Source organism: Flagellimonas beolgyonensis (genome assembly GCF_003992615.1).
Taxonomy (GTDB): domain Bacteria; phylum Bacteroidota; class Bacteroidia; order Flavobacteriales; family Flavobacteriaceae; genus Flagellimonas; species Flagellimonas beolgyonensis.
This window is the reverse complement of sequence record NZ_RZMY01000016.1, coordinates 1-16,576: the sequence shown is the minus strand read 5'-3', so window position 1 is coordinate 16,576 and position 16,576 is coordinate 1. Positions and strand designations below refer to the sequence as shown.

The following is a 16,576-nucleotide window of genomic DNA, read 5'->3' as shown; positions in this document are numbered from 1 at the left end:
ATACACTGGGCAAGAACATGTTTCGTACGTTCTTGACCATGCTGGGTGTGATTTTCGCCATGATCATATTGGTGCTTTTGCTTGGTTCCGCCAATGGCATGAGCAATGGGTTCAATAAACTTTTTGCGGGTACAGCCTCCAACAGTTTGTTTGTATGGGGGCAGCAGACCTCAATGCCTTACAAAGGTTTTGAACGTGGGCGACGTATACGTTATAAAATTGAAGATGCCGAAATCTTGAAAAAGCAGATTCCAGAAATTGAAGTTTTGGCACCACGAATTGAGTTGGGGAGCCATCGTGGCGTCGTAACTGTTTACAGAAATGGACAAACCAGTGGTTCGTCGGTGTATGGGGACTTTCCTGAAATCGATAATATCACCAAAAAGAAATTAGTGGAAGGTAGGTTCTTGAACCAGACCGATATCGATGATTCCAAAAAGGTGTGTGTTATCGGTGAAGAAACCTATAAACTGCTTTTTGACAAAGGGGAAGAAGCCATAGGTCAGGAAATCCGTATCAACGGCATCTACTTTTCGGTGGTGGGCATCTACAAACCGAACAACAATATCAATATCGATGGTGAAAATGCGGTGTTCATTCCATTTACCACTTTCCAAAAAGCATTCAATTCCGGGGACCGAATGGGCTGGATGGCCATTGCAGTGGAAGAGGGAACCCAAGTAGCGGTTGTGGAAAAACAGATCAAGGATATCTTAAAGTTGAAATACGATATCCATCCGGACGATGAACGTGCCATTGGCAGTTTCGATATGTCGGAAATATTCAACAATATCACCGCCTTTACCACGGTGTTAAAAGGGTTCTCCTTCTTTGTGGGCATCTTTACCCTGTTGGCAGGTGTAATTGCCATCAGTAATATTCTACTGATCACTGTAAAGGAGCGTACCAAGGAGATTGGGGTTCGAAGGGCATTGGGGGCCACCCCTAAAATCGTGAAACGTCAAATTGTGGTGGAAGCCATCGTATTGACAGCATTTGCTGGCTTGGTCGGTTTTGCCATCGCAGTGGGCATCCTATCCATTATGAATTCCATGTGGGGCAGTGGGGATGATTTCCCCTTCGTGAATCCAATGATCAGTGTGCCCCAGTTCATAGTTTCATTCATATTGATGGTAGGACTTAGCGTATTGATAGGACTATTGCCGGCAAACCGGGCCGTTAAGGTACGCCCCATAGAAGCATTGAGAGAAGAATAATCAACTATTATAAATAACGAATCAAATAAACGATAATGAACAAGTATGTAAAATACGGATTGATTGGAGTAGTGGTCATCGGGATCTTGGCCGCCATTGTTTACTTTCTTAAACAGAACAGTACACCCGTAGAACTCTATAAAACTGAAACGGTGGAACGCAAGGACATCGTCAACAAGGTCATTGTGACCGGTAAAGTGATTCCAGAGGATGAAATCAACATCAAACCGCAGATTTCCGGGATTATCGATAAGATAATGCTGGAAGAAGGTACCCAAGTGAAGGCTGGCGACTTGATTGCCGTGATCAAAGTGGTGCCCAATGAGCAATCGCTCAACCAAGCTGCCGGTAGGGTGCGTAATGCAGAATTGGCCTTGAACAATGCCAGGATTGAGTACGATCGTAATAAGGCTCTGTTTGATAAAGGTGTGATTTCCAGTCAAGATTTCAACAACCTGAAGTTGACCTTTGATCAGGCAACCCAGGAATTGAAAAATGCCCAGGCAGACTATCAGATCATCAGAAAAGGATCTGCCGGTGGGTCCACAAGTGCCAACACCAACATACGTGCGACGGTTTCCGGAACTATTTTGGAAATTCCGGTCAAAGAAGGTGACCAAGTCATCCAAAGTAACAATTTTAATGATGGTACCACCATAGCCACCATTGCCGATATGAACAAAATGATCTTTGAAGGCGAAGTGGATGAGGCCGAAGTAGGTAAACTGCATGTGGGCATGCCGTTGGAAATCAGCATGGGTGCCCTGGAAGAGGAAAAGTTCCAGGCCAAATTGAAGTTCATCGCACCCAAAGGTGTTGAGGAAGAAGGCGCGGTCCAGTTCAAGATCGAAGGGGATATGCAGATTCCAGATTCTACTTCTTATGTGAGGGCCGGTTACAGTGCCAACGCATCCATTGTACTGGAAGAGAAAAAGGATGTACTTGCGATAAAAGAAGCTTTGTTACAGTTCGATAAAGAAACCGAAAAGCCTTATGTGGAAGTTGAGGTAGGCGAAAACAAGTTTGAAAGAAAAGACCTGGAATTGGGTGTGAGTGATGGTATTGATGTAGAAATTGTTTCCGGAATCGATGAGGACGCCAAGATCAAAGTTTGGAACAAGCTTGAGAAAAAATCGGATGAAGATTAAGAATGGCTAACCAATATTTAAAGAACAAAAATCAAAAAACGAATGAAAAATAGCATAACGATCATACTACTGTTGTTCACAGTTACCTTGTCCACAGCACAAATGCGCAAATGGACACTTGAGGAATGTGTGACCTATGCAGTGGAGAACAACCTGACCATAGAACAGTTTGAACTGGATCTTGAAAACGCCAAAATAGACAAGTCGGATGCATTGGGTGATTTATTGCCCACGTTGAATGGTCAGGCGTCAGCTTCCAGCAACACGGGTTTTTCCATTAACCCAACCAATAACTTGCCAACAAACAGCACGGCATTCAACGTAAATGCTGGATTGAGTTCCAACGTGACCTTATTCAATGGTTTGCGGAACATCCATCAGATGAACCGTGCCAAAATGAATGCCATTGCGAACCAATACCGTCTGGATAATCTAAAGGATGATATTCGATTGAACGTGGCAAATGCCTATTTGCAGGTATTGTCCGGCAAGGAGCAATTGAAGACCTTTAAGGCGCAATATGCCGTCACCGAGCAAGATTTGAAACGAACCAAGGAATTGGTCGAGTCCGGAGTGTTGCCCAAAGGGGATTTGTTGGAAATTGAGGCTACCGCTGCCAACCAAGAGCAACAGATTGTTAACGGAGAGGGCAACGTGTTGATTGCCCGTGTAAATCTTGCACAATTATTACAGATAACTGATTATGAGAACTTCGATATCGCAGAGGAAGAATTCGAGATTCCACCATCGGACATTTTAAAAAATTCCCCCAAGGTGATTTTTGACAAAGCATTGTCTTTTAGAAACGATATCAAATTCTCCCAATCCAACGTGGATTTGGCTGAACAGGATTTGAAGATCGCCAAGGGGGCCTATTTGCCTACCCTCGGCGCTTTCTTTCAATATGGATCAAGGTATTCTGATGTAACCCAAATTCCTGACGGTAATGGTGGGGTTTATACTCCAAACTTTACCGATCAGTTATGGATATTTGATGGTATCAGTTATGGGGCCCAGTTGAACATTCCAATTTTCAATGGCTGGAGCACCAGAAACAACGTAAAACGATCCAAGATTACTTTGGAAAAGGCCAAGTTGCAGTTTGAGCAGGACAAGTTGGATCTGGAAAACACCATTCAACAGGCTTATGTTGATGTTAGCACTTTTGAAAAGGCTTACGTAGCTGCGTTGAAAACCTTGGAAGCCCGTACATTGGCCTATGATTATGCTAAGGAACGTTATGACAACGGCTTGATGAATGCCTTCGATTTTAGTCAGGCCCAAGCCAGGGTGGATAATGCCAGGGCCGATGTGATTCGAACCAAATACGATTATATTTTCCGATTAAAGATATTGGAGTTCTATTTTGGTTTGCCCATTGCATTGAACTAGTAGTATATTTGTGGCCGCTATGGCCATACTATTGAATTTAGAAACAGCAACGACCAATTGCTCCGTAAGCATCTCCAAGGATGATAAGATTATTGCCCTAAAGGAGAACAATGCGGAAAATTATTCCCATTCGGAACAATTGCACATCTTTATCAAAGAAGCCTTGCAAGAGGCTTCTTTGTCATTTTCGGACATTGATGCTGTGTCCATCAGTAAGGGCCCGGGTTCCTATACCGGATTGCGTATAGGTGTGTCTGCAGTTAAGGGACTCTGTTTTTCGCTGGATGTTCCATTAATTTCCATTCCCACCCTGGAAAGTATGGCGCGCCAAGTTGAACTCCAAGCTGGTGAAATTGTGATTCCAGTTTTGGATGCCCGTCGTATGGAGGTATATTCCTGCGTGTATGATGCAGATTACCAAGAAATTCGGGAAACCCGTGCTGAAATTATTGATGAAGGTTCCTTTGCGGAATATGTATCGACTTCAAAAGTTTATCTTATCGGTAGTGGTTCAGAAAAATGTAGGGGTGTTCTGGAACACCCCAATTTTCAGTTTGACGCAACCATTGTTCCCTCAGCAAGGGAAATGGCTGCTTTGGCCTTTAAAAAATTTCAGGCAAAGCAATTTGAGGACGTGGCCTATTTTGAGCCTTACTATTTAAAAGACTTCGTTATCCAAAGCAAGAAAAAGGTTTAACTTTTTACAGGTTGGTGCATAACTCGTTGTGGGAATGGAATTTCGATACCTGCAGCATCAAAGCGAAGTTTGGTTTGTTCGATCACATAAAAGTGGGCTGGCCAGAACACATCGGTATTGGCCCAAAAGCGCAAGGTAAGGTTTACGGAGCTGTCACCCAGTTCGCCTACGTATACTTCTGGGGCAGGTTCGGTATTGATATTCGGATTGTCTGCACAGATTTTGAGGAGGATATCTTTAGCTTCCTTAATGTTGGAGCCATAACCGATTCCCACGTCAATTTTGTCCCGACGCGTACTTTCCATGTTGTAGTTGACAATGTTCCCATTCGATAATTGTCCGTTCGGAAGAATGGCAATCTGGTTGCCGAACGTGCTCAATTTGGTATTGAATATGGAAATTTCCTTAACGGTGCCGTCGATACCTTGTGCCGAAATAAAATCCCCGACCTTAAAAGGTTTGAAAATGAGGATGAGCACCCCACCGGCAAAATTGGCCAACGACCCTTGCAGTGCAAGACCAATCGCAAGACCGGCCGCACCGATAATGGCCACCAAAGAAGAGGTTTTTACCCCAAGTTGGGTCACGACCAATACAAATAGAAGTGCTTTTAGGGCAATGCTGATAAAACTCTGAAGGAAGGATTCCAAGGTTTCTTCGTAATCCTTTTTGGCGAAAAAGCGACGGACCATTTTATTGATCAGCTTGATGATCCAATAGCCGACAATAAAAATTACAACGGCCGTGATCAAATTGGGCAGCACGCCTAAAGTCCAATCTACGGCTTCATCAATATAAGTTTGGTAGTTTTCAAATGCGTTCATAATGGTTTCTGTTTTTTTATAACCTAAGAAATATCGATTTGAATTAAAAAAAAAGAAAGGTAAACAAATGTTAATATTAGTTGCCCACAAGTTGTAAAGCCTTGCTGGCCGTGTCCACGGGCAATTTACAAGCACCTTCCTGGCAAACATAGATCAAGGTCAGATCTTCGGCAAACCTATTTTGGAGTAGTTCAATAGCCCCATCTTTGGGGCTGCCAACAAGTATGCTGTTCGGAACATAAGCCCGGGCAATTTCTTCACCCAATGTTTTATAATCCTTGCCCACGATGGCGACCTCATAAAAATTTTGGTTAAGAAGAAGTGCCAGGTCGAGCCAATTGGCAAATCCCTGTGCCCGCTGCTCAAAATCTTTTTGGATGTTTTTTACCATTTGTTTGGCGATGGTGTCATAACCTTCTTCAGCAAAAAGCTTGTCCATTTTAAAAAGGTTATGTGCCATTATCGAATTGGAGGAAGATATCACATTGTCATCGGTTTCTATCGTTCTTCGAATCAACGAATGGTCATTGTCTGAAGTGTAAAAAAACATGCCTGATGTTTCATCGTAAAAATGGTCTCGTGTGTGGTCCAACAGGTTTTTGGCCGTCTGGAGCCACTGCATGTCAAAAGTGACTTCGTAAAGCGAAATATAGGCATCGATTACAATGGCATAATCTTCCAAAAAGGCATTGATGCTGCTTTTCCCCTCTTTATGGTTGCGGAATAGGGAATAATCGCTCTTCATGAGCTCCTTCTTTATGAAATGGGCATTGTTGAGGGCCATTTCCAGATAATCGTCGTTGCCCACATAGCGATGGGCATCCACGAGTCCCTTGAGCATGAGCCCGTTCCAAGAGGTCAATATTTTATCATCGAGCCTAGGTTTGGACCTCTTGTTGCGCTCCTTTTTGAGTTTCGAAAGTGCAGCTGTGATTTTCGATTTCAGTTCAGGTACCGACAGATTGAATTCTGCTGCAATCGCATCATCGGATTTGTCTTTGATCAAAACGTAATTGCCGCTTTCCCAATGCCCATAAGAATTGATATTGAAATAGGCTTGGAACAATTCAAAATCGTTGCTCAAAAGCGATTGTAGTTCCTCTTGGGTCCAAACATAATAGGCGCCCTCCTCCAATTCACCATTTTCATCCAAACTATCGGCATCCAACGAGGAGTAAAACCCTCCGGATTCATCCAAAAGTTCTTCTTGGGTAAAGGCAATTGTTCCCGCTACAACATCTTTGTACAACGGGTTTTTGGATACGGCGTAGGCCTTGGCATACAGGCTGATCAATTGGCCATTGTCGTACAGCATCTTTTCAAAATGGGGCACGTGCCATTTGGTGTCCACAGCATAGCGCGAAAAACCGCCGCCCACATGATCGTACACACCGCCATAGGCCATTCGGGTGAGGGTAGTATCCACAAACTCCATGAGGTCGGGCCGATCCATGGCCGTGGCATAATGCAAAAGAAAATTCCAGTTGTTGGGCATCATGAACTTGGGGGCCCGTTTGTGTCCACCCAAAAAAGTATCGAAATAATTGGACCAATTATGTACTGCAGCGTCCAATTGATCAAGGTTGAATAGATCGCTTTCGGTGTCGGTTTCCACCAAATTGATGGCATGTAGGCCATTGGACAGATCGGAGGCGTACTTTTCAATCCTGGGTTTGTCTTTTTGATACAATTCGGCCAGCTGCTGAAGCGATTTGACCCAATTATCCTTCGGAACATAGGTTGCGCCCCAAAAGGGTCTGCCGTCGGGCAAAGCCACAATGTTCAGGGGCCATCCGCCGTTGCCAGAGATCATTTGGATGGCATCCATATAGATTTGATCCACATCGGGCCGTTCTTCCCGGTCAATTTTTATATTGATGAAATGCTCATTCATCAGCTGGGCCACGGCCTCATCCTCAAAGCATTCCTTTTCCATGACATGGCACCAATGACAAGCCGCATAACCGATACTGATCAACAGCAACTTGTCCTCTTTTTTGGCCCGTTCCAGAACCTCGGCTTGCCAAGCCTCCCAGTTTACGGGATTATGGGCATGTTGAAGCAGGTAGGGGCTGGTTTCGTTGATAAGGGCATTGGTGTGTTTGTAGGTCACTTCGTTGGATTTTTGTTTACAACCAAAGGTTACCATCAAAATTAGGAGTAAGTGAGGTAACTTTTTGTGCATTCCTTCAAATTGGGTTAAAAAAAATGTGCCCCTTAAAGGGACACACTTTCAAATGGGATTCAGTGCTATTTCACCTCAAAGGTAATTTTGACGTTAACACGGTAATCGTCAATTTTTCCATCCTTTACCGTTGCACTCTGCTCATTAATATATACTGAGCGAATGTTCTTTACGGATTTGGAGGCTTGTTCCAATGCATTTTTGGCTGCGTCTTCCCAGCCTTTATCGGAATTAGCCAATACTTCAATAACTTTTAATACTGCCATGGTCAATGTTTTTTAGTTTTCTTCAAGATAACAAAAATTGACCGGAATATGACCTGACCTGTTGACTAATTTAACCATTCAGCGCAACCACTTCCTGTATTTTGTCGCCCATCATGTTTTTGAGCATGGTTTCAATACCATTTTTTAAGGTAAATGTGGAAGAAGGGCATCCACTACAGGCCCCTTGGAGAATTACACTGACTGTGCCGCTCTCCGCTTCATAGGATTGAAATTGGATATTGCCCCCATCACTGGCCACGGCAGGCTTGACATACTCCTCCAAGATATCGATGATCTGCTGCGATGTGTCATCGTAGTTGGTTTCGGTCCGCTGCTGCTGTTTGGTGGCATTGGATTTTTGGATGGTCTCTGCAGCGACGGCATCCTTCCCTTCAGAAAAGAAATCACGGATGAATTCCCTGAGTTGCATGTTCACTTCTTCCCAATCGGCCACTTCGTATTTGGTTACCGAAACATAATTTTCGTCCATGAAGACCTCCTTCACAAACGGAAAATGGAACAAGGCACTCGCCAAGGGCGAATTTTTGGCCTCATCGATGTTCTTGAACTCAAAAGTTGCCGGAACAATCCGTTTGTTGCAGACGAACTTCATCACGGCCGGGTTGGGCGTTACTTCGGCATAAACGGTTATCGGCTGTTTTTTGTTGGAATCCTCTTCTTGCACAATGGGTTCCCCAGCATTTAGGTATTCCACAAGCTGTTGGGCCACTTCATGTTTAACATCGTCCCATTCCACAATGTCGAAACGCTCCAAGCCTACAAAATTGCTGGCGATGTACACCGTTTTTACAAAGGGAAGGTAAAAAAGTTGCTGCGCCAAGGGCGAATCCTTGGCCTCATCAATATTTTTATATTCGTATTGGCCCTTGACCAAGAAATGGTTGGCCTCAAATTTTAGTATCTTCGGGTTGTTGGTGGCAACAACCGTAATGTTATATTCTTTCATTGTTCCTATTTGATGCAAAAATACCAATAGTTGTCATCAGCAACAAAATATTATAATAATGTACATCACAAACCGTTATCATAGTGTTTGATTCGTTTTAAGTCACAACCATTAGCCCCAGACCTCACATGAGACGCAATTTGTCCTCGATTCTCATCGCCCTGCTTTTTGGGTTTTTTGCCAAGGCGCAGGAAGGTATTCCCGTATATTTTGACTATTTGGCGGACAACTACTATTTGGTGTATCCTTCCATGGCCGGAATTGCCGAGGGAACCAAAATTCGGCTTACAGCGAGAAAGCAATGGTTCAATGTAGATGAAGCACCCAGTCTTCAAACGTTTAATATCAATTCGAGGGTAGGGGAACGAAGCGGTATCGGTGGTATTTTGTTCAATGATTCCAACGGATATCATTCCCAGACGGGCTTTAAGGCAACCTATGCGCACCACCTGCAATTGGGTGGCGATTTCAGGACCTTGAATCAATTGTCCTTTGGGTTGAGTGCAGGGGTGATTCTGAGCAGTTTGGACGAAACCGAGTTTCGTTCCGTGATTCCCGACCCCGTAGTGACCGGGGTAAAAAATACCACAAGTTATTTCAACGTGGATTTAGGGGCTTCCTATAACCTCTTCGAGTTTTATGCCCACGCCGCCATTTTAAATATTTTGGGAAGTGGTCGTGACTTGTACACAGCGGCCGAGTTTGATAATTTACGAAGGTATTTATTGTCGGCAGGTTACGTTTTTGGTCGCAATACACGAATCGAGCCATCCATATTGTTTCAAATGACCGATTTCACCAAGGAAAAGACCGTGGATTTGAATGCCAAGGTGTACAAGGATGTAAGTTTTGGGACTGTTTGGGCAGGGTTGTCCTATCGACGTAGTTTTGATGGGGCACAATTTCAGTCCAATGGGAATTTTGGCGAGCAACGCTTGCAATTGTTTACCCCGATCATTGGGGTGAATGTGAACCGGTTCCTATTCTCATACAACTATTCCTACCAGTCAGGGGATATTCGGTTTGACAATGGAGGATTCCACCAAATTACGTTGGGTTATGATTTTGGTCAGAGCGACAATGGCAAACGTTACGATTGCTACTGTCCCGCTGCGAATAATTAGGATAATCCCGAATAGATGTCGGTTCGAGCTCAGTCGAGAACTTTTATGACATCTCGACTGCGCTCGATGTGACATGCGTTAATTATCCCACTTAAAATTTTTCTTGGAAGCCTGTGCTTTAATGGCAGATAGCATGGCATTTTCCAATTCTCCTTTTTGTGCCGCTTGGTTTTGGGCGATATAAGCCTCCCGCTTGGCATTGAGTTCCTGGATTTCCTTCTGTATTTTTTCGCGTTCCGCTTTTTTATCAGCAATGTAGGCCTTGATTTCGGTTTCACTTTTTCCTTGAAGTTCTGTAGGAAGGTCTTCGTCTTTCATTTCAGAAATGATGGTTTCGTTATCCTCAACGGCATCGACCAAATCCCATTGGGAGTTTTTGTACAATCGGGAACTTTTGCTCACGGTTCGCTGTACCGCCACTGCTTCCTCCAGTTCGGCTGCGTTGGAATCCTGAGCTGCCTGAAGGGCTTTCTTCTCAAGCCCCCTGGCTCCGTAGGAAATGTAGGTTTTGTTCAATTTGGCATTCAAACGGATGATGATATCGTCGTAGGGAGTGTTGATGTGCACCACCTGTCGATTGTGGTCGATGGCCATATATTCACCTCCCGTCAATACAGCGCCACTTTTCCACATAGTAGAAATGCCTTGCTCATAATTTCCACAGAAAATGGTATTTACAATCACATCCTTCTCCTTGGCGTTTATCGCTGCGTCCTTATAATCCAGTTTACCTTGGGTAAAAGGTTCGTTGCCGGCAATGAAGATCATTTTAAGGTCATCGGGATTTTTCCCCCAATCCAATTGCTTTAAAGAGGTGTGGATAACTTCCCCACAATACTCTTCGCCCCCGTTGGTGGTCAGGGAAAAGAGTTTTTCGGAGATTTCATCCAGATCATGGCTAAAACCGAGTACCTGACGGATATACCCTTCGCGGGAAGAAAGATTGTCGTTGCCATATTCGTAAAGGGCAATTTGAAGGTCGGGGCGGGTTTGGTTGCCACATTTGGCATGGGTAAACTCATTCACAATATCCCAAAGCTGTGCCTTGGCCTGGTTGATCAAACCATCCATACTATTACTGGTGTCCAACAACAAAGCAATTTTCACGAACTGCTTGCTTGGTTTTTCAGGAGTGGATTTTGTAACGAGTACAGTGTTGTCATTGGTTTGTGCCTTCAAGTTACAGGCATAGCTGGTACTTGTAGCTAGCAAAACAAAAGCGGTTCCTATTAATTTATTCAAATGTTTCATGATGCAATAATTTTTATTGATGCTCTAAATGTATCGGCAACTTTCTGCAATAAAAACCAGGATCGAGTGAACGGGCATTTTGAATGAGCCATGCGGGCCAGCCACTGCGTAAAGGGGTCAAATAGGTCCTTGTAAGCGACCGTTTCGGCAAAAATCCATTTTTTAATACGCTTCGGATGAACTAAGTTTACTTGAATTATGGGTAAAAGGCTTTACATAATACTATTGTTCTTGCTGGCGACACTTCCGGCGTTTTCCCAAGTGGACAATGCCCGGGTGGAAGTGGAGATCAGGGGTTCGGTTAAGGGCAAGGAAAACTATGCCCCCATTTCAGGTGTCCAGATATCCACAAATAAAGGTAGTTATGCCCGAACCAATAGCTTGGGTGAGTTTAAGATCAAGGCCGCCATTGGTGATATTATTGTTTTTGAAAGCCCTGAAATTGAAACGGTCCGTCATCGTATTACTTCCGAGGAAGATATTGATGTACTGGTGGAAGGCTATGGAGATGCCAGTGCCTCCAAAAGGGCAAAAAGGGAAACCAAAAGTGCTGGAAATGCGCTATTGGACCATCAACGGTTTTTGGACTCTGCCAACCAGTACAAGAAAACCGATTTTGAGAAAAGTATTGACTTTATTGCCCGCTCGATAGAACCTTTGGGGTCTTCGGGGTATAAGGCCGAATTGTCAAAATCATTGTCCGCTTTGGGAGAAATCTATATGTACCATAAGCAGTATGATCTGGCCATAACGAATTTTAAGGATGCACTGGCCGCCAGACAGTCCAACACCACCAAATTGCTGTTGGGCAAAACCTATGTGTTGAACAAGGAGTACGAAAATGCGGAATCCACCTTGTTGCCCTTGATCGACATGAAAAATATGGTACCCTTTCAGCGCGTTGAATTATACGAAGCCTTGGGCGATGCGAACAAAGGATTGGCCAATGCCAAAAAAGCATTGGATTATTACCAACAGGGGCTTACCATTGCGGAGAAAAACCAGATTTCACCAAAGGTAATCGACCTAAACTCGAAAATGGCGGATGTTTTTGCCTATGAAGATCGCTTGGTCGAAGCTGAAGGATTCTATCAAAACTCACTGAACCTTTCCCGCAAAGTGGCCCCGGAACGCTTAATCCAGGAAAGCGAAAAGGTGGCCGATTACTACAATCAAAAAAGTAGGTATGCCGATGAGATCCAGCTTCGGAAGAGCACCCTAAACGAATTGAAACAATTGCCCAAGCGAAGCGTTACGGAAGCACAGCCCGGTTTCCTAGGCGCAGATACCATTACCAGCCAACGAATCAATTACAAAATAGCCAACGCCTACATTGCCCAAGAAAAGTTGGATGAAGCTATTCCGTACTTGGAGAAAAGTATAGTGGAGGCCGATAAAGAAGATGATTTGGTGGTCCAGAAGGACGCCACCCGAAAGCTGTCCGAAGTCTACAAGTATACCGGGGATTTCACCAAAGCACTGGCGTCATACCAAGATTATGTAGCAGTGGTGGATAGCCTGTACGTCCGTAAGGAACAGGAATTGTCGCGGGCAGCCCGTTTAAATCGGGAAATTGCCAATACGCAAAACCGCATTTCCAGCTTGGAGCAAGAGCGCCAGCTTTCCCAGAGCAAGTACAATTTGGCCGTTACCGAGCAACAATTGTTCGAGGAAACCAGCAAGAGGCAAAAATGGATCATCTATTCCCTTTTGTTCGGGATTGCCCTGTTGGCCTTTACCGCCTTTTTGTACTACCGTAGCAACAAACAGCAAAAATTGGCCAATAATTTGTTGGCCCTAAAGTCGCTGCGTACCCAAATGAACCCTCATTTCATTTTTAATGCGCTCAATTCGGTGAACACCTATATCGCTAAAAGTGATGAACGGAGTGCCAACCGGTTTCTTAGTGAGTTTTCGGTCCTTATGCGTAGTGTGCTTGAAAATTCGGAGGAAGATTTTATTCCCTTGACCAAGGAATTGGAGTTGTTGGAACTGTATGTTAAACTGGAACATTCCCGCTTTGCGGACAAGTTTGAGTACGAGATCCAAGTGGCCGATAGCGTGGATATGGACGCTTTTCAGATTCCGCCCATGTTATTGCAGCCCTATATTGAAAATGCGATTTGGCACGGGCTTCGCTACAAGGAAGAAAAGGGTTTCTTGAAGATAAACGTGCGTGAAATCACTTCCGATGTATTGGAGATTACCATTACCGATAATGGAATAGGCCGTAAAAAGTCAGCCGCATTGAAAACAACCAACCAACGCAAACAAAAGAGCAAGGGAATGGGCAATATCAAAAAACGTATCGAAATCTTGAACAACATGTACAAGAACCGGGTGGAGGTTTCCATTTCCGACCTTAATGAAAACCAAACCGGGACCAAAGTGTCCCTCAAACTTAAAAAACAATGATGCAGCTCAGGGCAATCATCGTGGAGGATGAAATGAACAGCCGTGAAATCCTTCGTAACTATTTGGCCAAGTATTGCAATGGGGTGGATGTTTTGGGTGAGGCTGCCAATATTGAGGAAGGATTGAAAGCCATCCAGAACCATGGACCGGATTTGGTATTTTTGGACGTGGAAATGCCCTTTGGCAATGCGTTCGATCTATTGGAGCGCATCCCCGAGCGAAATTTTGAAACCATCTTCGTTACCGCATACAACCAATATGCCATTGATGCTCTCAACCAGCATGCTGCGTACTATTTGATGAAGCCCATCAATATTGACGAGCTGATCAAGGCGGTGGATTATGTACGATCCATCAAGGAAAAGGAAAATGCCTTGGAAGGCCAAGTGCTCAAAGCCAAACCATTAAAGGCGGAAGGCAAGATCACCCTGCCCCAGCAAGATGGTTTCCAAGTGTTGGAAGTAGGGGATATTTTTTTCTGTAAGGCCGACGATAATTACACCGAAATCTATTTGGACAAAAAGAAAATAGTGGTGAGCAAAACGTTAAAGTATTTTGAAGATGCCTTGCAACCTTATCCATTTGCGCGTATCCATAAATCCTATTTGGTCAATGTGACCGAAGTGGTCAAATACAAAAAAGGAAAGGGCGGTAGCGTGGTACTGTCCAATGGGAAGGAGCTTTCCGTATCCGCTTCCAAAAAAGCCGAATTACTGTCGTATTTTCAATAAATTGTTGGGCTGTGTTCCTGAGCGGGAGTCGAAGGAACTGGGTGAAATCTGAAAAAAAATTGTCACATCGAGCGCAGTCGAGATGTTGTATAAAGTAAAGTGTAAAAGCATGATCATAAAATCAGTGAGGGGAAAATCCCCAAAAATGGGAAAGGATTGCTATGTGGCCGAAAATGCCACCATTGTGGGTGAGGTCACCATGGGCGACCAATGCAGTATTTGGTTCAATGCCGTAGTCCGTGGCGATGTCCATTACATCAAAATGGGCAATAAGGTAAACGTACAGGATGGGGCCGTGATCCATTGCACCTATGAAAAGTCCCCGACCACCATAGGCAACAATGTGTCCATTGGGCACAATGCCATAGTGCATGGTTGCACCTTAAAGGACAATGTGTTGGTGGGGATGGGGAGTATCATAATGGATGATTGTGTGGTAGAGAGCAATTCCATCATCGCCGCCGGTGCCGTGGTCACTAAAGGAACCCATGTGGAAGCCGGTAGTATTTATGCGGGGATGCCCGCCAAGAAGATCAAGGACATCAGTCCCGAACTCAGCAAAGGGGAAATTGACCGGATTGCCAACAACTATGTCAAATACGCCAGTTGGTTCAAGGAAGACTAACAATCGAAAACTCCAACCATCCAACAATCCAATAATCCAACAATCCAACAATCCAACAATCCATCAATCCATCAATCCATCAATCCGAAACGCCATCTGAGAATATTCCCTATTTTTGTCCCACTCAAAAAACACGACTAAGATGAATGCATATATTTTTCCAGGACAAGGAGCACAATTTGTAGGAATGGGATTGGATCTTTACGAGAACCATTCCGTGGCACAGGAACTTTTTGAACGCGCCAATGAAATTTTGGGCTTTTCCATTACCGACATCATGTTTGAAGGCACAGTGGAGGATTTGAAACAGACCAAAGTGACCCAACCTGCCATCTTTTTGCATTCAGTGATTTTGAGCAAAGTCTTGGGGAATAGCTTCAAACCGGACATGGTAGCAGGACATTCTTTGGGTGAATTTTCTGCTTTGGTGGCCAACGGCACCCTTAATTTTGAGGACGGATTGCAATTGGTTTCCCAACGGGCAATGGCCATGCAGAAAGCTTGCGAGATCAAACCCAGTACCATGGCAGCCGTTTTGGGATTGGAGGATGCCGTTGTGGAATCGATTTGTGCCGAAACCGAAGGAATTGTGGTGCCCGCCAACTATAACTGTCCGGGACAATTGGTGATTTCCGGTGAGGTGGATGCGGTGAACGTGGCCTGTGAGCGTTTGAAGGAAGCCGGCGCAAAAAGAGCCTTGTTGCTGCCTGTGGGTGGTGCCTTCCATTCCCCATTGATGGAGCCGGCACGTGAAGAACTGGCCGCAGCCATTGAAAATACCAAATTTGGTACACCAAGTTGCCCGATCTATCAAAATGTGACCACCACTGCTGTGTCCGATGCCGACGAAATCAAAAAGAACCTGATCTTGCAACTGACGGCCCCCGTAAAATGGACGCAAAGCGTGCAACAAATGGTGAGGGATGGCGCAACCCACTTTGTGGAAGTTGGGCCTGGAAAGGTACTTCAGGGCTTGGTGAAAAAAATCAGTCCAGAGGCCGAAACCAGTTCCGCCACCGTTTCCTAAAAACGGGCCGACACTTTATCCGAATAAATAGAGATTTAAACTAATTGGTAGCGGGGTTTCCTCTCCTTTTTCGTAATATTGGAGGCTCCCAAGTTACCTACTCTTGCAATGGCACCATAGAAAGAAACTAAATCTGACTGTAGGATGTTGTCCTTGCTTAAAAAACCCTCAAATCCACCCTTTACCAGCTTCGGTCGGGGTAAAATCCTGTTTTTTTTGTTCTTGTTTGTTGCAGTTCTGGGGTATGGGCAAACTTTGACCATTTCTGATGCAAGCGGTGCTGAAGATGGAGGTGCAATAACCGTTTCTGTTACCTTAGATATTGCAGTTGCAGGAGGTTTTGCCGTGGATGTAAACTCCACAGACGGATCTGCCACATTAGCTGATAATGACTATACCCAAATACTTGGTCAAACTTTAACTTTTGCTGGAACAATAGGAGAAGTTCAATCTTTTGATTTAGTTCCTACTTCTGATTCCACAGTTGAGCCTGATGAAAATTTGACAATTTCCATGAATAATCTTCAGGGAAATGCAATCCCTGTTGATATTACAGATCAATCTACAATTACATTAACAAATGATGATGCATTTGTCGCGACGATAACGGCCACGGACAACGCTGCGGCTGAGAACCCCTTGGACACGGGCGAATATACGGTTAGCCTGGATGCGGTGAACGGCACGGGCTCCGCGATAACGGTGAA

Annotated in this window: 15 protein-coding genes; 10 read left to right on the top strand and 5 right to left on the bottom strand. The window is 44.5% G+C overall.

Going from position 1 to position 16,576, the window contains the following annotated elements:
* Nucleotides 1–17 precede the first annotated feature (17 nt).
* From EO131_RS11080 to tsaB, 4 genes are read left to right on the top strand one after another with little or no spacing between them, the layout of a single operon-like run.
* A complete protein-coding gene (locus EO131_RS11080) occupies nucleotides 18–1,217 on the top strand; it encodes an ABC transporter permease (protein ID WP_313790037.1) in 1,200 nt (399 codons plus the stop codon).
* A gap of 35 nt (nucleotides 1,218–1,252) precedes the next feature.
* Nucleotides 1,253–2,365 carry an efflux RND transporter periplasmic adaptor subunit gene (locus EO131_RS11075; protein WP_127021857.1) on the top strand — a complete coding sequence of 371 codons (1,113 nt, stop codon included), beginning with the start codon at nucleotides 1,253–1,255 and terminating at the stop codon, nucleotides 2,363–2,365.
* A gap of 42 nt (nucleotides 2,366–2,407) precedes the next feature.
* Nucleotides 2,408–3,757 (top strand): TolC family protein, encoded by a 1,350-nt coding sequence (locus EO131_RS11070; RefSeq protein WP_127021855.1) that lies wholly within the window; start codon nucleotides 2,408–2,410, stop codon nucleotides 3,755–3,757.
* A gap of 19 nt (nucleotides 3,758–3,776) precedes the next feature.
* Nucleotides 3,777–4,454, top strand: coding sequence for a tRNA (adenosine(37)-N6)-threonylcarbamoyltransferase complex dimerization subunit type 1 TsaB (gene tsaB, locus EO131_RS11065; RefSeq protein ID WP_127021853.1), 678 nt, complete (start codon nucleotides 3,777–3,779; stop codon nucleotides 4,452–4,454).
* Here tsaB and EO131_RS11060 read toward each other — a convergent pair.
* The 4 genes from EO131_RS11060 to EO131_RS11045 all read right to left on the bottom strand — a co-directional run bounded on the left by EO131_RS11060 (nucleotide 4,451) and on the right by EO131_RS11045 (nucleotide 8,696).
* Nucleotides 4,451–5,278, bottom strand: a complete 828-nt coding sequence (locus EO131_RS11060) for a mechanosensitive ion channel family protein (protein ID WP_127021851.1) — start codon at nucleotides 5,276–5,278, stop codon at nucleotides 4,451–4,453. The genes tsaB and EO131_RS11060 overlap by 4 nt on opposite strands.
* 76 nt (nucleotides 5,279–5,354) lie before the next feature.
* Nucleotides 5,355–7,463, bottom strand: coding sequence for a thioredoxin domain-containing protein (locus EO131_RS11055; protein WP_127021849.1), 2,109 nt, complete (start codon nucleotides 7,461–7,463; stop codon nucleotides 5,355–5,357).
* Nucleotides 7,464–7,528: 65 nt separating this feature from the next.
* Nucleotides 7,529–7,729, bottom strand: coding sequence for a dodecin family protein (locus EO131_RS11050; RefSeq protein ID WP_127021847.1), 201 nt, complete (start codon nucleotides 7,727–7,729; stop codon nucleotides 7,529–7,531).
* 70 nt (nucleotides 7,730–7,799) lie between these two features.
* The gene (locus tag EO131_RS11045; protein WP_127021845.1) at nucleotides 7,800–8,696 is read right to left on the bottom strand and encodes a NifU family protein; all 897 of its coding nucleotides are present in this window, start codon (nucleotides 8,694–8,696) and stop codon (nucleotides 7,800–7,802) included.
* A 128-nt stretch (nucleotides 8,697–8,824) separates the two neighbouring features.
* On the opposite strand from EO131_RS11045, the gene EO131_RS11040 reads away from it, so the two are divergent.
* Entirely contained in the window at nucleotides 8,825–9,820 is a 996-nt protein-coding gene (locus EO131_RS11040) for a PorP/SprF family type IX secretion system membrane protein (protein ID WP_127021843.1), read from the top strand.
* Nucleotides 9,821–9,898: 78 nt separating this feature from the next.
* On the opposite strand, the gene EO131_RS11035 is transcribed toward EO131_RS11040, so the two are convergent.
* The gene (locus tag EO131_RS11035) at nucleotides 9,899–11,071 is read right to left on the bottom strand and encodes a vWA domain-containing protein (protein WP_127021841.1); all 1,173 of its coding nucleotides are present in this window, start codon (nucleotides 11,069–11,071) and stop codon (nucleotides 9,899–9,901) included.
* Nucleotides 11,072–11,269: 198 nt separating this feature from the next.
* On the opposite strand from EO131_RS11035, the gene EO131_RS11030 reads away from it, so the two are divergent.
* From EO131_RS11030 to EO131_RS11010, 5 genes are all read left to right on the top strand, one after another.
* Nucleotides 11,270–13,486 carry a tetratricopeptide repeat-containing sensor histidine kinase gene (locus tag EO131_RS11030; RefSeq protein ID WP_127021839.1) on the top strand — a complete coding sequence of 739 codons (2,217 nt, stop codon included), beginning with the start codon at nucleotides 11,270–11,272 and terminating at the stop codon, nucleotides 13,484–13,486.
* Entirely contained in the window at nucleotides 13,486–14,217 is a 732-nt protein-coding gene (locus EO131_RS11025; RefSeq protein ID WP_127022939.1) for a LytR/AlgR family response regulator transcription factor, read from the top strand. The genes EO131_RS11030 and EO131_RS11025 overlap by 1 nt, the downstream gene beginning before the upstream one ends.
* Nucleotides 14,218–14,326: 109 nt before the next feature.
* Nucleotides 14,327–14,842 carry a gamma carbonic anhydrase family protein gene (locus EO131_RS11020; protein WP_127021837.1) on the top strand — a complete coding sequence of 172 codons (516 nt, stop codon included), beginning with the start codon at nucleotides 14,327–14,329 and terminating at the stop codon, nucleotides 14,840–14,842.
* A 142-nt stretch (nucleotides 14,843–14,984) separates the two neighbouring features.
* Nucleotides 14,985–15,869 (top strand): ACP S-malonyltransferase, encoded by an 885-nt coding sequence (fabD, locus tag EO131_RS11015; protein WP_127021835.1) that lies wholly within the window; start codon nucleotides 14,985–14,987, stop codon nucleotides 15,867–15,869.
* A gap of 144 nt (nucleotides 15,870–16,013) precedes the next feature.
* Nucleotides 16,014–16,576 (top strand): Calx-beta domain-containing protein (locus EO131_RS11010; protein ID WP_164731675.1); only part of this gene is annotated, 563 nt, incomplete at its 3' end.

What these genes read in the sequence shown, in the direction of transcription:
- EO131_RS11080 (WP_313790037.1), top strand. Translation starts at nt 18, where the DNA reads ATGTTTCGTACGTTCTTGACCATGCTGGGTGTGATTTTCGCCATGATC.
- EO131_RS11075 (WP_127021857.1), top strand. Translation starts at nt 1,253, where the DNA reads ATGAACAAGTATGTAAAATACGGATTGATTGGAGTAGTGGTCATCGGG.
- EO131_RS11070 (WP_127021855.1), top strand. Translation starts at nt 2,408, where the DNA reads ATGAAAAATAGCATAACGATCATACTACTGTTGTTCACAGTTACCTTG.
- tsaB (WP_127021853.1), top strand. Translation starts at nt 3,777, where the DNA reads ATGGCCATACTATTGAATTTAGAAACAGCAACGACCAATTGCTCCGTA.
- EO131_RS11060 (WP_127021851.1), bottom strand. Translation starts at nt 5,278, where the DNA reads ATGAACGCATTTGAAAACTACCAAACTTATATTGATGAAGCCGTAGAT.
- EO131_RS11055 (WP_127021849.1), bottom strand. Translation starts at nt 7,463, where the DNA reads ATGCACAAAAAGTTACCTCACTTACTCCTAATTTTGATGGTAACCTTT.
- EO131_RS11050 (WP_127021847.1), bottom strand. Translation starts at nt 7,729, where the DNA reads ATGGCAGTATTAAAAGTTATTGAAGTATTGGCTAATTCCGATAAAGGC.
- EO131_RS11045 (WP_127021845.1), bottom strand. Translation starts at nt 8,696, where the DNA reads ATGAAAGAATATAACATTACGGTTGTTGCCACCAACAACCCGAAGATA.
- EO131_RS11040 (WP_127021843.1), top strand. Translation starts at nt 8,825, where the DNA reads ATGAGACGCAATTTGTCCTCGATTCTCATCGCCCTGCTTTTTGGGTTT.
- EO131_RS11035 (WP_127021841.1), bottom strand. Translation starts at nt 11,071, where the DNA reads ATGAAACATTTGAATAAATTAATAGGAACCGCTTTTGTTTTGCTAGCT.
- EO131_RS11030 (WP_127021839.1), top strand. Translation starts at nt 11,270, where the DNA reads ATGGGTAAAAGGCTTTACATAATACTATTGTTCTTGCTGGCGACACTT.
- EO131_RS11025 (WP_127022939.1), top strand. Translation starts at nt 13,486, where the DNA reads ATGCAGCTCAGGGCAATCATCGTGGAGGATGAAATGAACAGCCGTGAA.
- EO131_RS11020 (WP_127021837.1), top strand. Translation starts at nt 14,327, where the DNA reads ATGATCATAAAATCAGTGAGGGGAAAATCCCCAAAAATGGGAAAGGAT.
- fabD (WP_127021835.1), top strand. Translation starts at nt 14,985, where the DNA reads ATGAATGCATATATTTTTCCAGGACAAGGAGCACAATTTGTAGGAATG.